This window comes from Pseudomonas hunanensis (assembly GCF_013393325.1).
GTDB lineage: Bacteria > Pseudomonadota > Gammaproteobacteria > Pseudomonadales > Pseudomonadaceae > Aquipseudomonas > Aquipseudomonas putida_P.
The window spans coordinates 68430-85963 of sequence record NZ_QJRC01000080.1 but is presented as its reverse complement, the minus strand read 5'-3'; the positions used below and the strand labels follow the sequence as shown (position 1 = coordinate 85963).

Annotated in this window: 11 protein-coding genes and 1 pseudogene; 6 read left to right on the top strand and 6 right to left on the bottom strand. The window is 60.4% G+C overall.

The genetic code is table 11. The annotated features are described in order from the left end of the window. Positions 1–63: 63 nt before the first annotated feature. Positions 64–3891 (bottom strand): annotated as a pseudogene (locus DM807_RS08955) (dermonecrotic toxin domain-containing protein). A gap of 323 nt (positions 3892–4214) precedes the next feature. Here DM807_RS08955 and DM807_RS08950 point away from each other — a divergent pair. From DM807_RS08950 to DM807_RS08940, 3 genes are all read left to right on the top strand, one after another. Next, positions 4215–5369 carry a hypothetical protein gene (locus tag DM807_RS08950; RefSeq protein ID WP_060493481.1) on the top strand — a complete coding sequence of 385 codons (1155 nt, stop codon included), beginning with the start codon at positions 4215–4217 and terminating at the stop codon, positions 5367–5369. Positions 5370–5442: 73 nt separating this feature from the next. Continuing rightward, on the top strand, positions 5443–6561 hold the full coding sequence (locus DM807_RS08945; protein ID WP_012272137.1) for a glycosyltransferase 61 family protein: 1119 nt from the start codon (positions 5443–5445) through the stop codon (positions 6559–6561). A gap of 44 nt (positions 6562–6605) precedes the next feature. Then, on the top strand, positions 6606–7388 hold the full coding sequence (locus tag DM807_RS08940) for an AraC family transcriptional regulator (protein ID WP_012272138.1): 783 nt from the start codon (positions 6606–6608) through the stop codon (positions 7386–7388). On the opposite strand, the gene DM807_RS08935 is transcribed toward DM807_RS08940, so the two are convergent. Beyond that, positions 7367–7966, bottom strand: a complete 600-nt coding sequence (locus DM807_RS08935) for a LysE family translocator (RefSeq protein ID WP_012272139.1) — start codon at positions 7964–7966, stop codon at positions 7367–7369. The genes DM807_RS08940 and DM807_RS08935 overlap by 22 nt on opposite strands. Before the next feature lie 282 nt (positions 7967–8248). Between DM807_RS08935 and DM807_RS08930 the strand changes: the two genes are divergently transcribed. Further along, positions 8249–9820, top strand: a complete 1572-nt coding sequence (locus tag DM807_RS08930; protein ID WP_012272140.1) for a TerC family protein — start codon at positions 8249–8251, stop codon at positions 9818–9820. Here DM807_RS08930 and rarD read toward each other — a convergent pair. Continuing rightward, on the bottom strand, positions 9783–10670 hold the full coding sequence (gene rarD / locus DM807_RS08925; protein WP_041166484.1) for an EamA family transporter RarD: 888 nt from the start codon (positions 10668–10670) through the stop codon (positions 9783–9785). The two genes, DM807_RS08930 and rarD, sit on opposite strands and share 38 nt — an antisense overlap. A 33-nt stretch (positions 10671–10703) precedes the next feature. Next, a complete protein-coding gene (locus tag DM807_RS08920) occupies positions 10704–12290 on the bottom strand; it encodes an EAL domain-containing protein (protein WP_179027281.1) in 1587 nt (528 codons plus the stop codon). 300 nt (positions 12291–12590) lie between these two features. Between DM807_RS08920 and hppD the strand changes: the two genes are divergently transcribed. Then, the gene (hppD, locus tag DM807_RS08915; protein WP_012272143.1) at positions 12591–13667 is read left to right on the top strand and encodes a 4-hydroxyphenylpyruvate dioxygenase; all 1077 of its coding nucleotides are present in this window, start codon (positions 12591–12593) and stop codon (positions 13665–13667) included. Between the two features lie 24 nt (positions 13668–13691). Here hppD and DM807_RS08910 read toward each other — a convergent pair whose 3' ends face one another. Next, entirely contained in the window at positions 13692–14498 is an 807-nt protein-coding gene (locus DM807_RS08910) for a CSS-motif domain-containing protein (protein WP_012272144.1), read from the bottom strand. A gap of 133 nt (positions 14499–14631) precedes the next feature. Beyond that, on the bottom strand, positions 14632–15318 hold the full coding sequence (locus DM807_RS08905; protein WP_179027280.1) for a type 1 glutamine amidotransferase domain-containing protein: 687 nt from the start codon (positions 15316–15318) through the stop codon (positions 14632–14634). 90 nt (positions 15319–15408) lie between these two features. Here DM807_RS08905 and DM807_RS08900 point away from each other — a divergent pair, with 90 nt between their 5' ends. Beyond that, positions 15409–17532, top strand: coding sequence for a hybrid sensor histidine kinase/response regulator (locus DM807_RS08900; RefSeq protein WP_179027333.1), 2124 nt, complete (start codon positions 15409–15411; stop codon positions 17530–17532). Positions 17533–17534: the final 2 nt, after the last annotated feature.

The following is a 17534-nucleotide window of genomic DNA, read 5'->3' as shown; positions in this document are numbered from 1 at the left end:
ACCAGTCTGGCTCACCCGCAGAGCAAATGCCTGCCGATGCGCCGACAGGCACCGCGAACATGACTAAAGCGGCAGATTGAAAAGGTCGCGTGGCGGGTGGGTGAGCCACTCCTCGCGCAGGGCTTGATTCGTATCGATCACTGTCAAACGTCTCCAGAATTCCCTGCGGGCCTGATTCGGCTGCGACAGGAAGGGCTCTTGGTCGAGCAATGGCCGAAGGTCACGGCGAAATTGCAGTGGCAAGCGTTGCCACAATTCGACTTCTGCAGGGCCTGTGTTCTCGAAGAAGTCCAGGTAATCATCTTCGTTTACCATCAGATCGACACCGTGGGCAGTGTTGTAGGCATCGATTTGTGCCAATGCAGTCTGGCCCAGCCACTCGCTTTCAAGGCTCAGGGATTCAGCTACCGGGTGTGGAACATTGAACGCGGCAGGCAGTTGCTGGAACTGGTTGGATGTAAGGTCCAGCACCACAGGTTCACTGATGAGCTGCAGGCCCCGCGGCAATTCGGTGAGCGCACAACCGGACAGGAACACGGTCCTGAGCCCGGAAAGCCGACGCAGGTCGGGTGCCTGAAGCAGGGGGTTGTCAGTCAGATCGAGTATGCCTAGTTGGCTGAACTGGTTTAGCGTTCGTTGAGCCTGGCTATCCCAGGTAATGCGATTGCTGTCCAGGTCCAGCCAGAGTAGATGCTCGGGGCTGGTCAGTTCAGGTAGGCGCTGGAAGCGGCAATTGGTGAGAAACAGGCGCTTGAGGTTGGGGAAACGTTCGTGAAAATCAGCTGGGAGGTGGCTGAGCATCGGGTTGTCGTTAAGTGTGATGTGTTCGATGTGGGTGAATTGATCGGGCAGGTAGAGTGTCGCCAGGTCCTCGTTGCGCAGGTCGAGGCCGGAAAGGTCAAGGCTGAAGAGTCGGCCAGTGCTTCCGAATGGCAGCCAGGAAAGGCGGCGCCAGGCGTTGATGATCGGGCGCACTGCCAGGTGCCGCTGGTGCGGGCTTGATGGGTCGGGCCTTGCCCATTGCTGCAGGTTTTGCCGCAGAGCGCTCAGGTGCTGCTGGAGGTCTCGCAGTCGCTCGGTGGGTGTACGCATGTCATACAGGTCGTGGTCTTCCTGTTCATCGCCCAGCCAGTCGGCGAATTCGGCATCGGTGGCATCGGGGAAAATGCGGCGGTAAGCCGCTGCCAGAGAACCGGCCTGAAGCGGGGGCGCTGGCAACGGCTCCAGGGGGCGGCCGCCGCGTAGCCAGCCTTGTGTCGAGCGCCGCTGCAGAGGCGCTCCCCAGAGTCGCTGCGCCAGCACGGGCCTGTTTCTATCGACCCACGCCAGTACGCGCTGGCGCACTACGCTGCCGTCGCTTCGTGCAATGCCGAGGGCTTCGCGCTGCACGCGTGGCAGCGCCTGCTCCACGGCACGGCACAGGTCCTCATCACGCAGCGCGGGCGCCGGGCGCTCTCCCAGATCGGCCTCATAGCCTTCGGCCGTTTTGATCACCCGGCACAGGGTGGTGGCCTGCTCACTGCCGACGTAGTTCAACGTTGGGCCTTGCGGGCTTGCAGCGCGCAACTCAAGGCGTAGGTCAGCAGGCCATTCGGGCAGGGCGTCCAGTGCGCTGAACAGCAGGCGCTCACTGTCAGCGCTGCACTGCGCAGGATGCAACAAGTCTTCCAACGCACGTACCAGCGGCAGCTCGCTGTGTGCCCGTTGGATCTGTTGGCCAATCGCTTTGGGGAGCTCGCCGTGCTCTTGCCAGGTGAGTGATTCAGTATCGTCCAGCCGTGCCAGCAACCGCCTGGCCAAGGCGGGAGACAGGCGTGGGTAGGCCGTAAGCAACTGCTGCGTTGCGGGGGCGACTGCCGCGTCGCCGTTGTAGAGCTGGTCGAACAGACCCGGCGCTGCGTTTGCACCCATGCCTCGCACTTCGGTCCGTGCCGCCATGCGTTGCAGGGTGTCGAGCAACAGCGGCGGGGTTGGCTGGCCTTGCAGGTGCACCTGTCGCAAGCGTTCTGCGTCGATGCCGCAGATGCGCCCGGCCTGCTCCAGTTGCTGGGGTGTGAACGCTGCGAATGGCTCACCCAGGCGCCGCACGAGTGTTGCGAAAGGCCACTGGGCGGGCTGTTCATGCTGGCCGCGCCAGGCACCTTGCCCGTTGTGTTCCAGCGGTGGCTGCCAGGCATCCGGTGTGTCCGGGTGAATGATGCGCCATTGCTGCAGCGTGTTGTCGAAGTGCTGCTGGAAAAGATGGCCGTCCAGGCGGATGAATTGCTGGCCCTCGTGCAGGTACTGGCCTTGCGCATTGGGTTGCAGATGCTCTGGCAGCTCGATGCTACTGCGGTAAGGGGTCAGGTCCTGATTCCAGAGCTTGTAGCCCCCGTTGTTGCCGGGCACTTCCTGGAGGTTTTCCAGCAGCGGGCTGCCGAACAGTTTGGGGACCACGCGGCCTGCCACGGCAAGGCCGCCTATGAGGCCCAGGTTCAGGCCGACGGCTTCCAGATGGCGCAGGGCAAGGTGGCGGTCGCCTTCCTCCCAAGCCTCGTAGCCTTCGAATACCTCGCCCAGCAACTGGCAAGCGGTGACGGCCAGCATCAAGGGGCCTGCCCCTGGTATGAAGAAGCCGGCAACGTTCAGTGCATCCCAGCCAAGGCTTTCCCATTCTTCCAGGCGTTTGGTTCGAGCGTTGGCATCGGCCGTTGCGGTCGGTACCGCAAGCTGGCTGGCTTCATGCTTGAGACGGGCCAGGTGCTGGTCCTGGTAGTAGCCGAACGGCTCTGCCGCGATCACCTGGCGCGTCGGGCGCAGGTCCACGTGCGTTGCGCGCTGCCAGGGGCGGTCGAAGGCAGCGTTGCCGGAGGCGTCGAGGTTCTGTTGCAGCAGGTCGAGAAAGTGCGCGCGCTCATCCAGCCTGATGTAGGCGGTAAATGCCTGGCGCGCTGCGGGCTCCAGCAACAACGTCGCCAACGCTTCATGCACCGCTTCAAGGTCATGGTATTGGCGCAGCGCTGGGTCATGGCCAGGCAAGAACAGCGCAAGCCCCGCGCTGCCGACATCGATCAGCATCACTTCGTGCAGGATGCTGCCGAACAGCGCCAGCTGCCAGCACGTCACGTTGTCACCTTGCAACAGTCGCTCTATTTCGTCACGAGCGTTGCCGCCAAGCAGGTGTCGCAGGTAGGCCAGGTCGGCCGCCAGCCGCAGGCTGTCTTGTTGCACGTGCATGGCTTACGCGCGAACGCCGGGTTGCCCTAAATGGTGTGTCAGATGGGCCTGGTAGGTGCCACCCAAGTCCAGTTCTCGACACAGTGTGGCGAAGGCTTCGGGACTAAGCGGCAAACGATCTACCTGGTAGTGTTCGGACTTCAGTGGAAACTGCGCAGTCGGCACCTGCATGCCAAGGGGAGCGTACCCTTGAACCTGAATTGCCGTGACATAAATGTTGTCCTTCAGCGCAATCGCGCTCTGGGAGGTAAATACTTCGTCATCGGCAAAGTTCTGCAGGGCCGCTTGTAACAAATTGTCGCGACGATGGCTGTAGAGATAGCGTAAGCCGACCCAGTGCCAGTTGCTTTCAACCCGCAGCAACTGGCTGTTGCGCAGTGGCGCGTGAAAACCATGTGCCGCAAGGTGGCCTTGCAGCAAGGGTTCGGCGAATTCGGTGATCTGTGCGAGGCCCTTGAGTGAGCGGGCCAAGGCGGCTTGTGAGCGAACCAGGCGTGCCTGGCTGGCGTGCGCTGCCTGGCGCAGGTCTGGGGCGGCATTGGCGAACCAATCCTGCTCTTGCCACGCATTAGCCTGGGTTTGCTGCAACGCGGCCCACTGCTTGGGTGTTGCCCGGTGGGCCCAATGGGGTAGCTGCGCCTTCAGCAGAGCTTGATGCGGGATGTAATCAGGCATGGTGATGCTCCTTTTATGCAAAGAAGGCATCAAACGCTAATTATCAATAGCCAAGTGGTAACGGAGTATCGTGCTTATCGGCACGCTTATAGCAAAGTTTCGCTGATGGAGGCTTTTAGAGCAGAAAATTTGACGCCATGAAACTTGATCTAAAGTCAGCGAAGAGCCGCTTGCCAAAGCCTTTCGGGGCATCTTAAATTGTTACTGAATGTGATAATAAAGTTGTAGGGCAAACTATAAAAATCAAAGCGTTAAGTGTTTTTGCTGCATTTTTCTCTCTTTACGCATGGCCATAGAGCACTTCAAAGGACGTCGAAGAAGAAATGAAAGAGACCTTGACAGCTGTGGCGCGAAAGCTCCTGTCGCCCTCCACGCGCTACGAAATGAGGCTGCTGGCCAGCAAAACGCGAGAAATGATGGCGCGTGCCTGTTTCTGGCGGTGGGAGGTTGCCAGGTTTCGGCCGCAGCAGGAGAGCCCGTACGAAATCCTCTACATCGGCCGCAAGCAGCAACGGGAAATGGCCAAGCTGCTGATCGGCGGCAAAGGCCAGGGCAGCGCATCGATCGTGGAGGGTGCAAATGCCACGGCGGCTGCCAACCATGTGGTGGTCATCAGCGAAATGCCGACCTCGGGGGCGCTGTCCGTGCCGCATTACCTGAGCGCCGTGGTGCCGCTGGGGCGACCACTGGATGACATCACGGCCCGCTACGACAGCGAACTGCGCCGCAGCATTCGCAAGAACCGGCCGCTGTATCACATGCGCCAAGCCCTCTCGGACGACGAAATCAGCATGGCCGACCGGGACCTGCTGCGCCCTTATGCCACGGCCAGGCAAGGCATCCACGCCGCGCAGTTCCCTACCGAAGAGGTGTTCCGAATTGCCAAGAGCGTCGGCCGGCTCGACTTGATCATGCTGGGCGATGAAGTGATCGGCTGCCACCTGGGGTGTGAAGTGGTACGCGGCGGCAAGCGTTACTGGAGCACCTTGCGCTTTGGCTATTGCGAGGCGGTGTTTTCCGATGCGAAGAAACTGCGCGAGGTGAATTCGATCACCACCTTCATGGCGCTTGAATGGGCACTGGAGCAGGGCTTCGATTACTACGACATCGGCCTGTGCCTGGCACGCCCGGACGACGGCCTGTTGAAGTGGAAGCGCCGCCGGGGTGGTGATATCGACTCACTGGGTAACCATGCGTACCTGTTTGTCCGCCTGCCAAAGACCGGCACGGCGAAGTTTTTGTGGGACACGCCGATGTTCGCCGTCGAAGGCGACAAGCTCACGTTGCATCTGGGGTTGCCGGATGGGCCTAGCGATGAGGAAGTTGCCAGCCGTTACCACGAAATGGTGTTTGGCGGCCTGCACAAGATTTATCTGTACGGTGGCAACGGTGCAGGTGAGCCGTTCGTGGAAACGTTGCGCAGCCGTTACGCAAGCCAGCAGTCACCGCCCACCATGGAAAGGGTCACATGCAACTGAGTGGCTGCCAGGGATGCAGTGATAGGGCGCCTTGCGCCAGGCTTCAGACTTCGTCATCAAGGGAGGACGCTTCATGGGAGGCGATATCTCGCAGTTCAGTGCATCGCCCGCAGCCAAGCATCACACCTGGACCTTGGCCGCCTATCGCTACATGGCGCGCAAACGCTTGGGCAAGAACACGGCCATCGACCTTAAAAGCATCGCCACCAAGAGCTGGGACATAGCCCCTGGCGAAGCCACGGTTTCGCCGCCAGCCATTTTTCTGCCCGGCCAGCTGGAACGGGTGACAGGCTGGGAAGGCAAGCGCTTCTACCCCTACGTGCACCCGGCACGCACCATGGAAGGCGGCGTCAATACGCTGCAAGGGCCAACCCGCGGCTACCTGATCAAGGATGTGTGGCTAATCGACGGGGCGTTGTACAAGGGCAAGGCCAGCCATTGGTTGTCACTGAAGCCAAGCACCTTCCCGACCATCATCGTCGACAATGAGATCGACCGCGCGGCTATCTACTGCACGCAAAACGGCAACTCGTGGTTCGGCACCTGGCTGATGGAAGATTGCCCGACCTATGCGCTGGCTTGTAACGAAGGTATCCCGGTGACCACCGCACCTTCTGCCCGGTTTCCACTGTTTACTCAGGCACCGGCCTATGAGGAGTTGCTGGGCATGAAACCGCTGCGTTTGCGCAGTGCGTTCTTCCGTGAGCTGGTGCTGTTCGATGACCAGAGCAACAACCGCAGCCGGCATGCCCGCTATCGTGCGATGGGCGACAAGCTGCTTTCGCATGTGCCGCATGCGCAACATCCTGGGGTGTTCCTGCTGCGCGGTGGTGATGGCGACCTGCGCCTCTTGCGCAACGAGCTTGAGCTTGCCGAGCACTTGCGCGTTACCCGTGGTTTTCGCATCGTCAACCCGCTGAAGTCCGACCTGCCGAGTATTGTCGCTGCCTGCGCCGGTGCCCAAGTGGTGATCGGGGTAGAGGGCAGCCAGTTGGTGCACGGCGTGAATGTGCTGCAGGCAGGCGGTTGCCTGCTGACCTTGCAGCCACCTAACCGCTTTGTCAGTTACTACAAGTACCTGACGGACCGCGACCACCAGCATTTCGGTTTCGTGGTCGGCATACCGGAAGGTGACGGTTTTCGGATCGATATCGGCGAGGTAGAGCGCACACTGGACCTGTTCCCACGCTAAGTGTGTAGTATTCGGGCACATGGCTGCGGCGGGCGAGGCGAAGGATGATCGAGGTATCACGGTTCTGGCGCGACCCGGCGCTGCCATTCGTCGAAGCCCGAAGGGTAGGGGACGGGCGCAAGGTGTGTTACGCCGCGCACGCCCACGAAAGCTTCTCCATCGGGGTGATCACGGGTGGGCGCAGCACCTACCTTAACGCCGGTCAGGGTGTCGAGGTGACGGCGGGGACCACGGTGCTGATGAACCCGGGTGTGGTGCATACCTGCAACCCTGTTGCCGGGGAGCCGTGGTCCTACCTGATGCTGTTCGTCGACCAGCCTTGGTTGCAGGCCTTGGGGTTTGCCTTGCCGGCGCAGACCTGGAGCCGTTCGCCGCTGTTGTACCAGCGGCTTTTGCAAACCTTCGCCGACCTGTTCGATACCCGTCTGCCAGATCGCGAAGCGCGCCTGGCGGCTTTTTTCAGCGGATTGCCGAAATTACTGGGTGGCAGTGCCCCTGTGAGTGACGAGGGCAACCCTCGACTGCAGGCGGCGGCAGCATTCATACGCGCCCACCGCAGTGACGCGTTGAGCCTCGAGGACATCTGCGCGGCCTGCGGCCTGTCACGCTCCTACCTGATTCGTGCGTTCCGCCAACATTTCGGCCTGACCCCGCATGGCTATCTGCTCGACCAGCGCGTGCAGCTGGCCAGGGCGCGGCTGCGGCAAGGCCGGGCGATTGCCGAAGTGGCACAGGAGGCCGGGTTTGCCGACCAGGCGCATTTGCAGCGGGCATTCAAGCAGCAACTGGCGGCGACACCAGGGCATTATCGCAATGCGCTTGGCTGAATGATCAGGTAAACCGCACTGGCAATCAGCAACACGGCCAACCCTCGGTTCAGCAGGCGCATATGCCGTGGATTGCCCAGATACCGCCGGATCACGCTCCCGGCCCACGCCCAGCAGGCCACCGAGATGAAACAGATTGGCCCATAGATCCAGGCGAACAGCCACAGCAGGTGCTGTTCACCGCCGGTGTAGGCGCCCACGCCGGCGACTGCTGCCAACCAGGCTTTGGGGTTGAGCCACTGCATTACCGCGCCCTGCCAGGCTGAAGGGGCCATGGTCGGGTGTTCGCTGCCCAGGTTGCCATCGTCACTGGCCAGTTTCCACGCCATGTACAGCAGAAATGCCACACCGCTCCAGTGCAACAGCAGGCCCAGCAAAGGCCAGCGCAACATCAGCTGATGCACGCCCAGCCCGACCAGCACCAGCAGCAGGCAAAAGCCCAGCGTGGCGCCGGCCACATGTGCCAGGCTGGCGCGCAGGCCGTGGCGGGCACCGCTGCCTAGTGCGACGATGTTGACCGGGCCGGGGGAAATCGAGGCCGCCAAGGCGAAGGCGGCCATTGACAAGGACAGGCTCATGAGGGAAATCCGAATGGCTGAAGGAGGGCTTCATCCTCGGGCATCCGCTTGCAGAGGTATTGAACAAAAGTACCCTCTCCACAACTGGAAGCGTGCAGTGCAGAGGTGTTACAGGTTTTGTAATAGTTTTGCGCTACTAGAGAAACCTGCTGTGCTTGTAGCATCATCCTCCCAATTTGTTATCAAGGTCTATATGAGCACCTTCGCGGAGCCCCCCAGTTTTCGGCCGTTTCGGCCATCCTTTCCCTGTCCTTGTGACGCCTTCCTCGTGAGTACCCGCTAATGGAATGGCTAGCCGACCCAACGGCCTGGCTAGGCCTGTTGACGCTTATCGTCCTTGAGCTGGTGCTGGGTATCGACAACCTGGTGTTCATCGCCATCCTCGCCGACAAGTTGCCGCCTCACCAGCGTGATCGCGCACGGGTCATTGGCCTTGGCCTGGCGTTGATCATGCGTCTGGGCCTGTTGGCCAGTATTTCGTGGATGGTCACACTTACCGCGCCGCTGATCGACGTATTCGGCAAGAGCTTCTCTGGCCGTGACCTGATCATGCTGTTCGGTGGTGTATTCCTGCTGTTCAAGGCCACCATGGAGCTGCATGAACGCCTGGAGGGCCACGTGACACAGGCCAGTGGCACATTGCGCCATGCCGCGTTCTGGCCGATCGTCGCCCAGATCGTGGTACTGGACGCGGTGTTCTCGCTGGACGCCGTGATCACGGCGGTGGGCATGGTCGATGAGCTGTCGGTGATGATGATCGCGGTGATCTTCTCGATCGGTATCATGATCGTTGCCAGCAAGCCGCTGACCCGTTTCGTCAACGCCCACCCCACGGTAATCATGCTGTGCCTGGGCTTCCTGATGATGATCGGTTTCAGCCTCACTGCAGAAGGCCTGGGCTTCCATATCCCGAAAGGCTACCTGTATGCGGCGATTGGCTTCTCGATCCTGATCGAGCTGTTCAACCAGCTGGCCCGTGCCCGCCGCAAGCGCAGCTTGCAGCAGCATCGACCGCTACGCGAACGTACTGCCCATGCGGTGCTGCGCCTGCTGGGCGGCCGCCGGATCGAAGCTGACGAGGTGGGTGAGGAAATCGCCGATCTGGTCGAAGGTGGCGAGGAACAGGTGCTGTTCGACCGCCGAGAGCGGGTAATGATCAGTGGTGTGCTGAACCTGGCAGAGCGGCCGATCCGTACGGTGATGACCGCGCGTGCCGAGGTCGATGTGATCGACCTGGCACAGCCGGCCGAGGCCATTACCCAGGCCTTGGTCAACTCGCCGTACTCGCGCCTGCCGTTGATCCGCGATGGCCGTGTGGACGAACCCTTAGGTTTTGTGCACAAGAAGGAATTGCTCAAAGAGCTACTGTCGGGCGACCAACCCGATCTGGAAAGCATGGCCCGGGCGCCGTTGAACCTGCTGGAGAGTTTCAGCATCCTCAATGCCCTGGAGCAGATGCGTGGCCAGTCGACCCACATCGCATTCGTGGTCAACGAGTTCGGCGACTTTACCGGCCTGCTGACCATGACCGACATCCTTGAGTCGATTGCCGGTGAATTGCCGGATGCGAGCGAGGTAGAAGGCCCCGGCATCGTTCAGGAGGGTGAAGCCTTTGTGGTCAGTGGTGCACTGAACTTGAGCCAGGTGCAGGCCCGTACAGGCTTCAGTGCCCGTGCTACCGAAGATTACCAGACCCTCGCGGGCCTGGTGATGAGCTTGCTCGACCGCCTGCCGATGGTGGGTGATCAGTTGGCCTGGAACGGCTGGATGCTGACCGTGGAGGCGGTTGAAGAGCGGCGGGTGCGCCAGGTTCGGCTTACACCGAACGGCGGCGCTGACGCAACAGGTGCTTGAAGCCTTCGAGCACCAGCACCAGCACTGCGGCCCAGATTGGCAGGTAGGTCAACCACTGATCCGGGCCGATGGTTTCGCCCAGCAGTAATGCCACCCCCACCAGCAGCACGGGTTCGACGTAGCTGAGCAGGCCGAACAGGCTGAATGGCAACATGCGGCTGGCCAGTACGTAAGCGATCAGGGCCGAGGCGCTGATCGCCCCAAGGATCGGGATCAGCGCATACAGCCCAGGGTGTGCTTGCAGGTCGGCATTGGATAGCGGGCCCTGGATAACGAAGTACAGGGCCCACGGCAGCAGCAGGCACATGTCGCACCACAGGCCACCCAGGTGGTCGGTGCGGCAACGCCGGCGCAGCACGAAGTAGATCGGGTAACCGATCGTCACCAACAGGGTTTCCCAGGCAAAGCTGCCATTTTGGTACAGCTCGTGGCCCACGCCCAGCGCGGCGCAAGCCACCGCCACCTTCTGCAGGCGCGACAGGCGCTCGCCATACACCAGTCGCCCGGTCAGGACCATGGCCAGCGGGAGCAAGAAGTAGCCCATCGACACTTCCAGGCTACGCCCGTGCAGGGGCGCCCAGAGAAACAGCCACAGCTGCACGCCCATCAGCCACGAAGTACCGACCATGCCGAGCAACAGCACCGGCGTGCGCTTTACCCGGCCCAACAGCTCGCCGACCCGTTTCCAGTCCTTCGAGACAAGCATGAACAAGGTGAGGCAGGGCAGCGTCAACAGGGTGCGCCAGCCAAAGATTTCTTCGCCATCGAGTGGCTTGAGCAGCGAGGTATAGAAGTACATCACGGCGAACAGACAAGACGCCATGACCGATGAAACAATGCCTTTTGACACGAATGCCTCGAATACGGGAGTTGAGCGAGTGAATCAGCCGCGCATGATCTCAGGGGCAGCGCCTTGCGGCAACTGCGCAGCGCCCGGGCGTGTGGCCAGGGCTTCAAGGAACTGGGCAGCTGGCATGGGCCTGGCGAACAGGTAACCCTGCTGGAAGTCCACCCCATGCTCGGCCAGGTAGTCGCGCTGAATGTCGGTTTCGACACCCTCGGCTACGATGCCCAGGCCCAGCTTGGCCGACAGCTCGATGATGCTTTCGAGAATGTGCACCGACAGCGCATCGGCACCTATCATGGCGACGAAACTCTGGTCGATCTTCAGGTAGTCGACCTTGAATTGCCGAAGGTAGTTGAGGCTCGACTGGCCGGTGCCGAAGTCGTCGAGGGCAATCATTACGCCCATGGCATGCAGTTTTTCGAACAGTTCGAGGGCCACGGGCGTGGGTTCGATCAGTTTGCGCTCGGTCAGCTCCAGGGTGAGTACCACCCGGCCGGGCGGAAAGTGTTGCAGGAACGTACGGCAGTCATCCAGCAACCTGAGATCGCGGCAATGGTCCGCGGTGATGTTGATACCAACATGAAAGCCGTCCTCCATCAGCCCGGCATAAGGTGCCAGGCTTTGCGCGGTATGCGTCATCAGCGCCCGGGTCATGGCGACAATCTGCCCGCTGTGTTCTGCATATGGGATGAACAGGTCAGGGCGAACCAGGCCTTCTCGTGGATGATTCCAGCGCATCAGCACTTCGGCGCCGGCCCAGCGGTAATCGCCTTTGCGTACCACCGGCTGGAAGTACGGCAGAAACTCATCGGCCTGCAGGGCGCGATCCAGTTCGGCACGGGGGGAGGTGACGCGACGAATCTGCCAGCGGCATGCCAGCGCCGCCACAACCCCCAGCACCAGCAGCAGGCTGAGCAGGGCCGGGTAGTGGCTGCGTAACAGTTGGCCTTGCTTGTTGGCGCTGTAGCCGCCCTGCACGCTAAACGGGTATCGCGTGGAGCCTAGCAGCACGTTGGCGCTGGAGGCGGCAGGTGGTACGCCTTTGTACACCACTCCGTCTTTGCCCATCCAGGCGTCACCGACGCGGATTTGCAGTTCTTCATCGGGGCCGATCAGGCGCAATGCCGTCAGCAGGTGGTCGCCATCCACCGTGGTGATTGCACCGTGGTCACCATCGCTGGCACGGTATACCAGTAGCGGGTGGCCAGGCGTAACCGAATTGCCGTCCATCAGCCATAGCTTGCCGTCTACGTAGTCGGCTGCATTGACCGGTTCCTGGAACTCGCCGAACAACGAGGTGCAATAAAGGTTGTTGTGCCTGAACAGGTTGGTCGAGCGCACGAAGGCATTGCGGGTAACCTGGGCCCGCAACGTGAGCTGGGCCTGATCGCAAGCGCTGCCAGCCAGGGGCAGCAACGCATTGGCAGCAGCGGACAGGTTGTCGAGGATGCGCTCGACGTGCTCCACCGCCTGCCGGGTGGTGGCCTGGCTACTGGCTTGCATTTCGCGCTCGATCTGCCAGTTCATCACGCCCAGGCCGCACATTACCGGCAGTACGCCGACGACCCAGGGCAACAGGGTACGCCAGCTGAGCGCGGCGCGGCGTTTGGTGGTGAGGGGCATGCTGACCTGACTACTATGAGGGATAAACGAGAGGATAGCCGTTTGCCTGACCGTGCGAGCAACTAAAACGCGACAAAAAATTTTACGCAATGTAGAATCGGTTTACGAATACAACAATAAGGTCCTTCATTTCCGAAGGATCAAGCCCGCCGAGAATGGGTCCATATGACATACCATGGGTTCAAGCTGATCATAGGTGGCTTCCTCGCTCGCAGCGTGCGGGGCATCCCGTGCTCACCGCCGTTTTTGTTCCGCATCCCACGCAATCAATAATATTTCGCTGCAGATGAGGACACGAACATGGCTGATATCTTCGACAATCCAATGGGCCTGATGGGCTTCGAATTCATCGAACTGGCTTCGCCGACCCCTGGCGTACTTGAGCCGGTCTTCCAGATACTGGGTTTCACCAAGGTGGCTACCCACCGCTCCAAGGATGTACACCTCTACCGTCAGGGTGGCATCAATCTGATTTTGAACAACGAGCCCAAAAGCATCGCCTCGTATTTCGCGGCTGAGCACGGCCCGTCTGTCTGTGGTATGGCATTCCGTGTACGCAATGCCCATGAAGCCTATGCCCGTGCCCTCGAATTGGGCGCCCAGCCGGTGGAAATCGAAACCGGCCCGATGGAACTGCGTCTGCCAGCGATCAAGGGTATTGGTGGCGCACCGCTTTACCTGATCGACCGTTTCGAGGAAGGCAGCTCGATCTACGACATCGACTTCAACTTCATCGAAGGCGTGGATCGCAACCCGGTGGGCGCCGGCCTGAAAATCATCGACCACCTCACCCACAACGTCTACCGCGGACGCATGGCCTACTGGGCCGGCTTCTACGAGAAGCTGTTCAACTTCCGTGAAATCCGTTACTTCGATATCAAGGGTGAGTACACCGGCCTGACGTCCAAGGCCATGACCGCTCCTGATGGCATGATCCGCATCCCGCTCAACGAAGAGTCCTCCAAGGGTGCCGGGCAGATCGAAGAGTTCCTGATGCAGTTCAACGGCGAAGGCATCCAGCACGTGGCCTTCCTGACTGATGACCTGCTCAAGACCTGGGATGCCCTGAAGGGCTTCGGTATGCGCTTCATGACCGCGCCACCGCAAACCTACTACGAAATGCTCGAAGAGCGCCTGCCTGGTCACGGCGAGCCGGTCGATCAACTGCAAGCGCGTGGCATCCTTCTCGATGGCGCCTCGCAGCCCGGCGACAAGCGCCTGCTGCTGCAGATTTTCTCGGAAACCTTGCTTGGGCCGGTGTTCTTCGAGTTCATCCAGCGCAAAGGTGACGACGGTTTTGGTGAAGGCAACTTCAAGGCATTGTTCGAATCCATCGAACGGGACCAAGTTCGCCGTGGTGTACTGAGCACCGACTGATGCCGCTCTGGGTAGCGCCTGCCTTCATGGGTTGTTGGCGGCGCTCTCAGGCTTGCAGGAGCGGGTCCTGAACAGGCCCAGATACACGATCAAGCTGGTCGCGATCCCCACCAACATCAACGATGGCAGGATCTGCAGCATGGACTGGCGTATTTCCTGGGCGGTGAAACCCTGTGCATAGCCGCCTTTGATTCTGTATCCATACTTGGCCGACAAGGCGTTGGCCAAGAACTCGGACTGCGAGGGGGGCTGTGCGTCACGGCTATCACCCTTGCTCCAGATATAGCGATCGTCGAACTCCACTACCAGTGTCAACCCATCCTGAAAAGCATCCAGTTCATTGCGCAGCTGTGAGGCATACGCGGTCACGATTACGCCGACGCCATTGCTTTGCAGGTAGAAGTTGACCAGCAGTTTGCGGCGGTTGTCGGGTTGCCCATAAGACAGTTCGACCTGTTGGCCCGACAGCGTCAAGGACGACAAGTAGTCCATTGAGCCTGAAGCGCTGCTGCAGTAAGCTTCATTGTCCTCCACCAAGGTCAATGACCTGAGCATGGAGCGGCTGACAACCTGGTCCTGTAAAGCGCTTCTGACGTTTTCGCAGGGCTTGCCGGCAAGTGGCAATGCGCGATGGGCAGCCTCGCTCAGCCTGTTCAGCGCCTGATCGATGCTGAACACCGCTTCCCGAACCGAGATGTTCGCGTTTTCCGCAAGTTTCATTTCCAGTTGAACAATCATTACCAGCAAACCGGAAATCACAGGTACAAGGCCCACAGTGGTGAGTAGCAGCAGCTCCCGCATGCGGCGCCCGGCGTGCAAGATTTTCAACATAGGACAAGGGTTCTCCGGCCCGAAGCTGTTCGCGTTGAACAGCTGAGCCTTGAGCCTATGTTTTCAATGAGCTGCCTGCTGTAGTCCGCGTGCAGTCTGCTCGATAGGAAACCAACAAGGTTAATGTAAGGTTTTACTTGCCCTGGAGTTTCGCGAGGACTTTTTCGGCGAGCAGCGCGGTAGAGGCAGGGTTCTGCCCGGTGATCAGCCGACCATCATCGACCACGTATGGCTTCCATGGATCGTCATGCTTGCTGTACACGCCGCCACGGCCACCCAACTCGTTTTCTGTCAGGAAGGGCACCACGTTGTCCAACTCGACCAGTTTTTCCTCGATATTGGAAAAGCCGGTTACCTTCCGATCTTTCAGCAGCAGGCTATTGTCGCTGAGCTTGATGTTCAGCAGGCCGACCACACCGTGGCACACTGCGGCAACAATGCCGCCATTTTCGTAGACCTTGCGTGCCAGCTCCTGCAGCGGTTGGTTTTCGGCAAAGTCATACATCACTCCGTGCCCGCCTGTGTAGTAGATGACGCTGTATTCTTCGGCCTTTACCTGGCCAGGGCTAAAGGTGCTGCCCAGGCGATTCATGAAGCCCTTGTCGTCATACCATTGCCAGTCCAGGTCGGGGGCCATCTGCAGGCTGTGTGGGTCGATGGGGATGTAGCCGCCCTGTGGGCTGACATAATCGACCATGTAGCCGGCCTTTTCGACCTTCTCGACAAAGTGCACTGCTTCGCCCAGCCACAGCCCGGTCGCCCGACTCAGCGTCGGATACTTGGCTGTATTGGTCAGTACTACCAGTATTTTCTTGCTCATGACCACGCTCCCGTCGGCAACCTGAATGGGCCGTTGCTCCCTGGCCCGAGGAAAAACCTAATGAGCATAGCTGCCACCAGCCAGGGCGTCATGGTGTGCGATGCATGCTGTGCTAAGTTGAATGAATTCACAGCTGGAGCCACGACATTGGTCGCAAACGGTACGCCACGCGAGCCTGTACCGCAGGCTATACGGCAGTCGCTTGTTTCGTCATCGATCAAGCCGATGGGGGAACGCATCGCCCAGTTCGAGTGGGGGCATACCTCGCTCGGGCCATTGCCGCGCTGGCCGGCTTCATTGCGCATTGCTGTAGACATGATGCACTTGTCGCCGTTCCCGTGTGCGGTGGTCTGGGGGCCTGACCTCTGTGTGGTGCACAACGATGGCTATCGGGCGCTGCGGGCTGTTACCCATGATGCGCTGGGTAAGACGTTCGATGCCCTTTGGCATGATGTCTGGCCAGCAGTGGGGCCTTGGGTGTTCAACGTGCTTGAGGGGTGCTCGAGTTTCGTCGAGGACCCACCCCTGCGAATCGTCCGGGGCGAAGGCGCCGAGCCGCTATGGTGCGCGTTCGGTTATGCCCCCCTGCATGATGAACTCGGTAACGTGGCCGGGTTTCTGCATACGGTGATCGAAACCACGGCCAGCGTCGAGGCGCACCGTCACTGGCGTGAGCAGGCGCAGGGATTTGAACGGCAGGTCGAGCGCCATGTGGCCGAGCGCGAGCAGTTCTGGCAGCTGTCGCGCGACGCCATAATGACGATTACCCCGGAACTGAAACTGCATGCCGCCAACCCGGCCTGGCACCGCATTTTGGGTTGGCCTCAAGAACAGGTGCAGGACATACCGATACTGGAGCTGGTTCACCCCGCCGATCGTGTCGAAGTGCAAGTGGCAGTGTCGGGGCTACTGCAAGACAGTCATGCGGAACAGATCGAGACCCGTCTGCGCCACCGCGATGGTCACTACCACTGGTTTTGCTGGAGTGCGCGGTTTGATGGCAGCCTTCTGAACGTGGTTGGCCGGGACATTACCGCTGAGCGCGAAGAGGCTGCACGTCAGTCCGAGGCGCTGATGCGCAGCAGCGAGCGTATGGAGGTGGTAGGCCAGTTGGCGGGCGGCATGGGCCATGAAATGAACAACTTGCTGTCCGGTATTGGTGGCAGCCTCGAATTGCTGCAGCGGCGCCTGCAGGACGGGCGCCTGGAGCGAGTGGAGGCTTATGTGGAGGTCGCGCGTGACTCAGTGCAGCGTGCGATGGAACTGACTCATCGCTTGCTTGCGTTTTCTCGCCATCAGCCGTTGGCACCTGGACCGCTGAATTTCAATCGGCAGTTACGTCAGAGCGAGCCGCTGTTATTGCAGGCGCTGGGGGCAGAGATGCGTTTGCACTGGCAACTGGATGTTGCGCACTGGGCGGTGAACTTGGACGTGCGCCAGCTTGAAAATGCGCTGATCAATTTGTGCGCCAATGCCCGTGAGGCATGCCTGGCGCAAGGCAATGTCACCATCAGCAGCGTCAACGAACGGCTGACTGCCTTTTTCCCGGATGAGGGTGGCTTGCCCCCAGGCGACTACGTGGCTTTGCATGTCGAGGACGATGGCCATGGCATGGCGGCGGTAGATATCCCCAGGGCATTTGAACCGTTCTTCACCACCAAACCCGTCGGGCGTGGGTCCGGCCTTGGTTTGTCGATGGTTTATGGCTTTGTCGGCCAGTCGGGCGGGTATGCCTGGATCGAGTCGACCCAGGGAAAGGGCACCAAGGTTTCCATGCTTTTCCCTCGGTGCCATGAGCCGGTACCGGACGAGGTCACGCCGGCACCGCGTCCGCAGCGTATGGCAAGAGGCGAGCGCCTGCTGTTGGTCGATGATGAGCTTAACTTGCGCGCGGTGATGCGCGAATACCTGACTGAGCGTGGTTTCAACGTGACCGACGTGGGCGATGCCAATACTGCGCTGGACCGCTTCCGCCATGGCGGCCCCTTCGATTTGGTAATCACCGACATCGGCCTGCCGGGTGGTTTCAGTGGTCGGCAAGTGGCCAAGGCCATGCGCATGCAACTTGAACAGCAGAAGATTCTGTTTATCACAGGCTATGCGGATCAGCCGATTGAAGCGCAACTGCTCGGCCAGCCGGGCACGGCGTTAATGAATAAACCGTTCTCGCTGGCGGACCTTGCCGACGAAGCGATACGCATGCTTGATGAGTAGGG